Raw genomic sequence first — 8855 nt, forward strand, 5'->3', positions numbered from 1 at the left:
CGTCCACGGCGGGAAGAATCTTGCCGCTGCTGATCCACTCGTCCGGCGAGTCGAACTCACCAGCGATCATCATGACCGCTGGCAGGGTCGGCGGTGCGGGGCCGGCAAACCATGCCGGCGGTAGGTACACGAATTCGGCGCGGTGTTTGAAACCGCTCACATTGTCTGGGATGGTGACCTTGACCACCTTGCCACTCGACGGCACCGAGTTGCGCAGGGCGCTCAGGTCGTTGGCGCTGATCTCGTCGGGAAGCGGCCCCGCGGTGAGCGCATCCCAAGCGGACTGCAGTGTGCGGTAGTAGCCGAGCCATTGGTTGGCCGCCAGCAGGACGGCGACCACGGCAAGCGGAATCACCAGCAGCGACAGCGCACGTCGCCACCAGCGTGCGGTGCGCCAACCCAGGACCGCGATCGCGGTCGCGGCGATGACAAGACCAACCCACAGCCACAGCCGCTGCGGAGCCGGGTCGCTAGGCATGCTCTGGGAGTTCACGTACCCGCGCGCCACCAGCGCGCCGATGGCCCCGATGGCGACGCTCACCGGGACCCACACCAGACGCCAGCGACGGGTCCGCCAACCGATGACGGCTATCAGCAAGACCGCGACGCCGATTTCCACGGTGAGCGGAAACCATCCGCCCAGCAAAGCGATCCCGTGATGGAACCTGTGGAAATCGGGTTGGGGCAATGCCGGGACGAGCGTTGGCGGCGGAGTCGGGACCGGCGCCGGTATCGGCGGTGGAGTGTCCAGTGACACGCCCAGCATCGGTGTATGGCTCCCTTTTCGACAGCGGCGGATACGCCCCCGCAATCCAGTATCGGCTGCTGCACATATCAGCAGACGTTCCTGCGGGCAGATGGGGTGGGTTACGTTGTCGACGGCACGCGCCTGAAGTGCTCGCATCCGCCCGCTCAACCCGCTGTCGTCCAGGCCGCCCCGGACGGCCCGATCCGTTCCGCGTTTTCGACTCGCCTCGCATTGATCAGCGGTTATCCATCAGTGTGTCGACCAACCATGTGATTCACCGGGAGACGGGCATCGCGATGCGTGCTGACCCGACGTTTTCGGCTTAGCCGGGGCCACGCCAGCCCAGCTATCCAGACGTTCGTGTCGGTTATCAGGCGATGGCCAAGATCGCCTGAGCATTACCGCTGGAACGCTTGGACGCAGCCGCTGAGAATGGTGGTATGTCAGGAATCCTGTTCTTCGATGGTGCGTGCGGAATGTGCACCCGGTCTGCGGATCTGTTGTTAAGACTCAATCGGACCGGAGAGTTGCACACGGAGCCGCTGCAGACCACGGGAGCGGCGCAGCGGCTGCACATCCCACCGACGCAACTACTCGAGTCCGTCCGCTGGTTGGACTCGTCGGGAGCCGTGTATGCCGGCGCGGAGGCAGCCAACGCGGCACTGTCCGCGGCGGTCGGCACTAACTTGCCGCTGATGCTCTATCGCATCCCTGGTGTCCGGTTCATTGAAGACGCCGTCTACAACTGGGTGGCGACGCACCGCTACCGCTTCCCCGGAACAACGCCGTACTGCCAGTCGCATCCCGCTGCATGCTGACGCTCGGAGCGACGGCACGTTTGTCGCGCGTCCGGGATGGACGCTACAGAGTGTCGGAGCGTTGCGACCAGCTTTGCCCGCGCGTATCGCATGCCGCCGGTCGCTTACCGCGCCAGCATGCGTACTCGGCAGTGCGGTGCCTATAGCAATTCGGCGGTGCGCCCGAAGGGCCGTCGTGGCGACGAATTATGACGCCTTGGTGCCTGCGTTCGGATCGCTCTCGGTCTGGCCGCCGAACAACCGGTACCACAGCGTTGGATGATCCTGCGCACCAAGTGAGGCGGCACCGTGTTGAGTCGCCCGGCGAGCCAGGGCAATGTCGCCGCGAACGCCCTGCCCGACCTATGGTGAAGACATGAAACAACGCGCATTCAGCGTCATGGGCGTGGCCGCTTTCGCAACTGCGTTTGCGGCGATGTTCCCGACCGCACCCCTTGTCCACGCACAAACGGATGTTGAGAGTGCTTGTACGAGTTCCGGCGGCCAATACTCGTCGGAGGTGGTACGACCTCATTGGGATGCCAACCCCACACTGATTGAGACATGTTGCACCGGTGGGGCATCGGGGCAATGCGTTACTTACCACGATGGCGTGCAGGGGGCCGTATACCCAGGGGGTTAGGCGGAAACGCCGACACAAACGACAGCGCCGGGCGTTAGGGGTGGGTCGAAATCTCTGGGAGTTACGCCGTCGGACCGCGTGCCGGGCGCGCGTGTGTCGCCGGCAGGTTTTAGAAAAGTATTGGCTGCGCTCCTGGCGAGCCAGCGCAGGCCGGGACGTGTACCGCTGAACTATCGGCAGCGCGCCCCGGCCCGCACCCAGAGGACTGTTTCCCCAGGACTTCCAGAGGTCGCTCGGAACGTGTCGGCTGCGACTCGATAATACCGCCAAGGAAATACCCGACGGCGATCCCGGCGCCGCGCGGCTGTTATTCGTCTGGTGCTCGCCGGTGAGGCCGCGTGCACGGCAGGGGGACTGCTGATCCCGGGGGAACTGGCCGCGGTGAGCTGGCGGCTGGGGTTCTGGTGGCTGGCCGTGGTCGGGCTCGCCCTCGCGACGATGGCAGCGTCGAGGTCGCGGGACACCGATGAGCCGTTGCGCGAAGAGCCGGTAGCCCGGATCGATCCCGGTTCACCGGCCCCGACTGCCGTGGTCGACAATCATGGTGAACATCGACCTCTTGCGATGAGAAACGTGCGAAGGAGAAACGGTCATGGCGGAAGCGGTAATCGTCGAGGCGGTGCGGTCGCCGGTCGGCAAGCGCAACGGTGGCCTGTCGGGGGTGCACCCGGCGGATCTGTCGGCCCAGGTGCTCAACGCGCTGGTGGAGCGCGCCGGCGTCGACCCGGAGCTCGTCGAGGACGTGATCTGGGGGTGCGTGATGCAGGCCGGTGATCAGGCGCTCGACATCGCCCGAACGTCGCTGCTGGCCGCGGGCTGGCCGGAATCGGTGCCCGGCGTGACCGTCGACCGCCAGTGCGGATCCAGCCAGCAGTCGATCCACTTCGCGGCCGCGGGCCTGGTGGCGGGGCACTACGACGTCGTGGTCGCCGGCGGCGTGGAGTCGATGTCGCGGGTGCCGATGGGCGCGTCGCTGGCCGGTGGCGGCAACCCGTTCCCGAAGGCGTTCATGGCACGCTACGGCATGCACCCCAACCAGGGCCTGGGCGCGGAGATGATCGCCGAGCAGTGGGGCCTCGACCGTGCGACGCTGGACGAGTTCTCGCTCGGTTCGCATGAAAAGGCCGCGGCGGCACAGGATTCCGGTGCGTTCGACGACCAGATCGTCGCGATCGAGGACCAGGACGGCAACCCGGTGCTCAAGGACGAAGGCATCCGCCGCGGCACCCCGATGGAGAAGATGGCTCAGCTGAAGCCGGCGTTCAAGGACGATGGCGTCATTCATGCCGGCAACTCGTCGCAGATCTCCGACGGCTCTGCCGCGCTGCTGATGATGACCGATGAGAAGGCCAAATCGCTGGGGCTCGAGCCGATTGCCAAGATCCACACCGCGGTGCTGGCCGGCGCCGACCCGGTGATCATGCTGACCGCCCCGATCCCGGCCACCCGCAAGGCGCTGAAGCGGTCGGGGCTGGGGATCAACGACATCGGTGTGTTCGAGGTGAACGAGGCGTTCGCCCCGGTGCCGCTGGCGTGGTTGCGCGACATCGGCGCCGACGAGAAGAACCTGAACCCCAACGGTGGGGCGATCGCGCTGGGTCACCCGCTGGGCGGTTCCGGCGCGCGCATCATGACCACGATGGTGCATCACATGCGGGACAAGGGGATTCGCTACGGTCTGCAGACGATGTGCGAGGGCGGCGGCCAGGCCAACGCCACCGTCGTCGAGTTGCTGTGATCACCACCGAGGCCGGGCCGGCCGCGCTGGTCGAGCGCCGCGGCAACGTGCTGGTGATCGCGATCAACCGGCCCGAGGCGCGCAACGCCGTCAACAGCGCGGTCAGCACCGGCGTCGGCGACGCGTTGGAGCGGGCACAGCAGGATCCCGACGTGTGGGCGGTGGTGATCACCGGCGCCGGCGACAAATCGTTTTGCGCCGGGGCCGACCTCAAGGCGATCGCGCGACGGGAGAACCTCTACCACCCGGAGCACGGTGAGTGGGGCTTCGCCGGCTATGTGCACCACTTCATCGACAAACCGACCGTCGCGGCGGTGAACGGCGCCGCCCTCGGCGGTGGCACTGAGATCGCGATGGCCAGCGACCTGGTGGTGGCCGCCGAGAGCGCCGTCTTCGGGCTGCCCGAGGTCAAGCGGGGGCTGATCGCCGGTGCTGGGGGTGTCTTCCGCATCGTCGACGCGCTGCCGCGCAAGCTGGCCTTCGAGCTGCTGTTCACCGGCGAGCCGATCACGGCGGCCGAGGCGCTGAAGTGGGGGATGGTCAATCAGGTCGTCCCCGACGGCACCGCGCTTGACGCCGCGCTGGCGCTGGCCGCGCGGATCACCGTCAACGCGCCGCTGTCGGTGCAGGCGAGCAAGCGCATTGCCTGCGGCGCCGACGACGGCGTGATCACCGACGAGGAACCGAAGTGGGCCCGCATGAGCCGTGAGTTCGGCTCGCTGCTGAGGTCGGAGGACGCCAGGGAAGGCCCGTTGGCGTTCGCGGAGAAGCGCCGGCCGGTGTGGAAAGCACGGTAGGCGCGCTCGCTTACGATGTCGCTCATGCCTGAGCCGCTGATCGTCGCCATTCGCGGGCGCACGCCGCAGATTCACCAGGACGCCTGGATCGCTCCGAACGCCTCCATCGTCGGCGGTGTCACGCTCGGCGCGCGTACCAGTGTCTGGTACTCCGCCACCCTGCGCGCCGAGGCCGAGCCGATCGACGTCGGTCCCGGCAGCAACATCCAGGACGGCGTCGTCATCCACGTCGACCGCGAGTACCCGGTCAGCATCGGCGCCGGGGTCAGCGTCGGGCACAACGCGGTGCTTCACGGCTGCGTCGTCGAGGACAACGTGCTGATCGGCATGGGCGCGCTGATCCTCAACGGAGCCGTCATCGGCGCGGGTTCGCTGATCGGCGCCGGTTCCCTCGTTCCGCAGGGCACGGTGGTGCCGCCGCGGTCGCTGGTGACCGGGACACCCGGACGGGTGCGCCGCGAACTCAGCGATGCCGAGCTGGCAGGCAACCGGCACAACGCGGAGGTCTACCAGCGCCTGCTGGAGTTTCACCGCGCGGCGACAAGCTAGCGTCAGCCGATCGTTGATCGGCGACATCCGGACACCGGCGTGCCGGCCAGGCGGTCCTGTGTCCAGGCGACGAGCGCGCCGGTGATCGGGCTGTCGGGTGCGACGATGCCGCCGTGGTCGCGGCCCGGCACCCGCCAGTAGTCGAGCGCCTGTCCCGCCGCGCATTGCTGGTCCACGAACGCGTCGTTGACCGAGGGGTAGACGACTTCGTCGGCGAGTCCCTGGACCACGACCACGGGTGCGTTGATGACTGCGGTGGGGGCGTTCTGCGCGAGCCGCTCACCCATGGTGCCCGAGGTGGGGTCGAGGACCGGGTGGCCGTGCAGCTGTGCGGCCAGATCGTTCAGGGCGGGAAGCGCGTCGGGGTCGAACAGGCACAGCCCCGCGAGCCGGCGGGCGATGGCTTGCGCGTTGCCCGGCACGATGCGGTCCAACTGCACGTCGGGGTAGTACTGGCTGAAGGCGGCGGCCAGGTAGGCGCCGAGTCTCTCGGCCATGGGGTCGCCGCCGTGCATTGCCATGATCTGCGCCATGTTGCTCGCCGGGGCGAGCGCGGCGACGCCCGACAGGTTGACGTCGGGGGCGTAGCCCGGCCCGAAGATGCCCGACGCCAACGCAGCCTGACCACCTTGGGAATGCCCCCACGCCACGGTGCGCGAATCAAGGGTCAGCTCGGGCATCTGGCGCGCTGCCCGCACCGCGTCCACGGCGCTGCGCGATTCGCCGTCCTCGATCAGGTACGGGTGCACGCCCTGGTTGTTGGCCGCGTAGTCGGTGGCCACCAGCACCCAGCCGTTCTGCACGACCGCGTCGAGCGCGGGCACACCCGAAAACGGGCGGTTGACCGTCGACGGCATGCATCTCTGCTCGACGCCCGCCGTCCCGTGCTCCCACATGATCACCGGGCGCGGCCCGGGCGGGGGCACCAGCGGAGCCAGCACCGTGGCGACCGCGGTGGCCGGTGACCCGTCCGGCAGGGTCGTGGTGTACATCATCCGCCAGGCCTGCGAGCCCGGTGGCAGGACCCGGTCGGTGAGCTTCTCGCTGCGCACCAGCGCCCCCGGAACCGGCGGAACAGCCGCCGGCGGCGTGTAGAAGCCATCCAGCGGCAGATAGACCAGCCGGCCCGGCTGCGCGCTTCCCGTCGGCGCAGAACCCCAGCAGGCGAAACCGAAGAGTGTTGCGGCGCAAGCGATCGCCAAGAACGGGAGCCGTCGGCGGCCCATCGGTCAGACCTTGTCGCGGAACGTCAGCCAGACCTCACTCGTCAGGTGGATGCCGACCGGCCGGTCCATCGCTTCGAGCATCGCCTCGATCTCGTTGTGGTCCAGGCCGACCGGTGGGACCCGTTCGCCGGAGTCGTCCCGCACGTCATAGGTGAACACCAACGGGGTGGTCGGACTCAGCCAGTGCGAGGCCGTGACCTCCGGCCCGTCGTCGTGCGGGTAGGTGCCCGTCACGAAGAACCCGCCCGCCCGCGCGAATCGCCGGTGCACCGCGACCTGCAGGTGGGCCAAGAACTCGTTGGTGAACGTCAGCGGCAGATCCTGCTCACCACAGCGCAGCGTGGCCAATGTCCTTCTCCTTCTGTCGGCGTTGACTCCCTTAACCCGGCCCTAAGCCTATGGAGCGGGAGGTCCCTCCCCGTCGGATTCGGCGATCAGTACGGTGGATGGTGTGCGGATCCTGGTCACCGGCGCCACCGGGTATGTCGGATCGCGGCTCGTCACCTCCCTGCTCGCCGATGGCCACACGGTCCTGGCGGCGACCCGAAACCCCGGTCGACTCAAGCGTTTCGGTTGGTGCCACGACGTCACCCCGGTCGGGCTGGACGCGGGAGACCCGGCCGGGACGCGCGCGGCGCTCACCGGGGCGGGCCGGATGGACGTGGTCTATTACCTGGTGCACAGTATCGGCCAGCCCGGGTTCCGCGACGCCGACAACAGGGCGGCGGCCAACGTCGCGGCCGCGGCGGACGCCGCGGGCGTGCGCCGCATCGTGTACCTGGGCGGCTTCGTCCCCGACGACGATGACCTCTCCGAGCACCTGACCAGCCGGGCCGAGGTCGCCGCATCGCTCAGCGTCGACGATGGACCGGAGTTGGTGTGGCTGGGCGCTGCGATGATCATCGGAGCCGGGTCGACGTCATTCGAGATGCTCCGCTATGTCGGCGACCGGTTCGTGGTGTTCCCGTTGCTGCCGTGGGCCGCCAATGCCATGGACCCGATCTCCATCCGCGACGTCTTGCATTACCTGGTCGCAGCCGCCGACCCGGACCGCGTACCGGCCGGTGCCTACGACATCTGTGGTCCGGAAACCACGACCTACGGTGACCTGCTGGACGCTTACGCACGGGCGACGGGCACCTGGCGGGCTCGCGTGCCCGTCCGCGGCGTCGACACCGCAGTGGTGTCCCGGGTGACGGCGCTCGCGCTTCCCGTGCCGGGCGGCCTGGCCGCCGACCTGGTGGCCTCCCTCGAGCACCCGATGATGGCGTCCGCTCACCTGTTGCGGGACGTGATCGCCGACCCACCCGGCGGCCTGACGCCCATCGACGACGCGATCGCGGCGTCGTTGTCGGCCACCGGCGCGCGACCGGTCAACGCCCTGGCCGATCCGCACCACCTCGCCGACAGCGACCCGCCGTGGGCCGGCGGCGACCGGCTGCGCATCCGGCGATTCGCTCGCGCATTGACGCCCGGGATCGCCGGGCCCGCCCTAGGCTTGGTCGACGCGGTGCCCCGGCCAGTCGCCGGCGCACTGCGTACCGGCCTCGACATGCTCGCCGGTCTGACGCCGAAGGGGAGTCCCGCATGACCGAACACGGCACCAGCCGGCGGCCGAGCTTCCTGCAAGAGATGACCGAGATCGCCACCACCGTCGCGGTGCCCTACCACGAGCCTCCATCCGTCGTGCGCAGGCGGCGGATCGTCGTTGCGGTGTTCCTGGTGGTCGGCGCGGTGGTGCTCGGCTACTCGTTCACCAAACCGCCCGGTAGCGCGTCCTTCTACTGGCTGACGTTGTTGCTCGCGGCCGTGTGGTTCGTCGGCGCGTTTCTCGCCAGGCCGATCCATCTCGGCAGGATCCGCTGGCGCGGCCGGAATCAGCGCCCGGTCATCACCGGCACGGGGATCGGGCTGCTGCTCGGCGGGGTGTTCGTCGTCGGCGGTCTGGTCGCGCGCGAGATCGGTCCGGTGGCCGACCTGATCCGGCGAGTGCTCGAGTACGAACACCACGGCAGCCTGTCGCTGGTGCTGTTGATCACGCTGGTCAACGGGGCCGCCGAGGAATGTTTCTTCCGGGGGGCGGTGTACTCGGCGCTTCGCCGGTACCACCCGGTCCTCATCTCGACGATCCTCTACGTGGCGGTGACGGCGGCCAGCGGCAACCCGATGCTGCCGTTTGCGGCGATCATCCTCGGGACCGTCTGCGCGCTGGAACGCCGCGCGACGGGGGGCGTGCTCGCACCGGTGCTCACCCACCTGGTTTGGAGCTTGATCGTGGTGCTCGCCCTTCCGCCGATCTTCGGGCTGTAACGCGCCGCCTGTCCTGATTCGTGGGATACGTGGCGTAGACGACACGG

General features: G+C 68.5%; 8 protein-coding genes and 1 pseudogene. 6 read left to right on the forward strand and 3 right to left on the reverse strand.

Annotated features, from left to right (window positions below; genetic code table 11):
- A pseudogene (locus tag VKG81_RS12835) lies at positions 1-766 on the reverse strand (hypothetical protein); the annotation flags it as partial.
- Between the two features lie 422 nt (positions 767-1188).
- On the opposite strand from VKG81_RS12835, the gene VKG81_RS12840 reads away from it, so the two are divergent.
- The 4 genes from VKG81_RS12840 (at position 1189) to VKG81_RS12855 (ending at position 5272) form a co-directional block, all read left to right on the forward strand.
- Complete coding sequence (locus VKG81_RS12840; RefSeq protein WP_324396458.1) at positions 1189-1566, forward strand: DUF393 domain-containing protein; 378 nt, start codon at positions 1189-1191, stop codon at positions 1564-1566.
- 1214 nt (positions 1567-2780) lie between these two features.
- Complete coding sequence (locus VKG81_RS12845) at positions 2781-3926, forward strand: thiolase family protein (protein WP_324396460.1); 1146 nt, start codon at positions 2781-2783, stop codon at positions 3924-3926.
- A complete protein-coding gene (locus tag VKG81_RS12850) occupies positions 3923-4723 on the forward strand; it encodes a crotonase/enoyl-CoA hydratase family protein (protein ID WP_324396461.1) in 801 nt (266 codons plus the stop codon). The genes VKG81_RS12845 and VKG81_RS12850 overlap by 4 nt, the downstream gene beginning before the upstream one ends.
- A 15-nt stretch (positions 4724-4738) precedes the next feature.
- Entirely contained in the window at positions 4739-5272 is a 534-nt protein-coding gene (locus VKG81_RS12855) for a gamma carbonic anhydrase family protein (RefSeq protein WP_324396463.1), read from the forward strand.
- A gap of 2 nt (positions 5273-5274) precedes the next feature.
- Here VKG81_RS12855 and VKG81_RS12860 read toward each other — a convergent pair whose 3' ends face one another.
- Positions 5275-6498: a lipase family protein gene (locus VKG81_RS12860; protein WP_324396465.1), complete on the reverse strand. Its 1224-nt coding sequence runs from the start codon at positions 6496-6498 to the stop codon at positions 5275-5277.
- Positions 6499-6501: 3 nt separating this feature from the next.
- The gene (locus VKG81_RS12865; protein ID WP_324396467.1) at positions 6502-6846 is read right to left on the reverse strand and encodes a hypothetical protein; all 345 of its coding nucleotides are present in this window, start codon (positions 6844-6846) and stop codon (positions 6502-6504) included.
- Positions 6847-6949: 103 nt separating this feature from the next.
- On the opposite strand from VKG81_RS12865, the gene VKG81_RS12870 reads away from it, so the two are divergent.
- The gene (locus tag VKG81_RS12870) at positions 6950-8089 is read left to right on the forward strand and encodes an NAD(P)H-binding protein (RefSeq protein ID WP_324396469.1); all 1140 of its coding nucleotides are present in this window, start codon (positions 6950-6952) and stop codon (positions 8087-8089) included.
- On the forward strand, positions 8086-8808 hold the full coding sequence (locus VKG81_RS12875; protein WP_324396471.1) for a CPBP family intramembrane glutamic endopeptidase: 723 nt from the start codon (positions 8086-8088) through the stop codon (positions 8806-8808). Before VKG81_RS12870 ends, VKG81_RS12875 begins: the two co-directional genes overlap by 4 nt.
- Positions 8809-8855: the final 47 nt, after the last annotated feature.

Origin of the sequence: Mycobacterium sp., assembly GCF_035314905.1 — a bacterium.
GTDB lineage: Bacteria > Actinomycetota > Actinomycetes > Mycobacteriales > Mycobacteriaceae > Mycobacterium.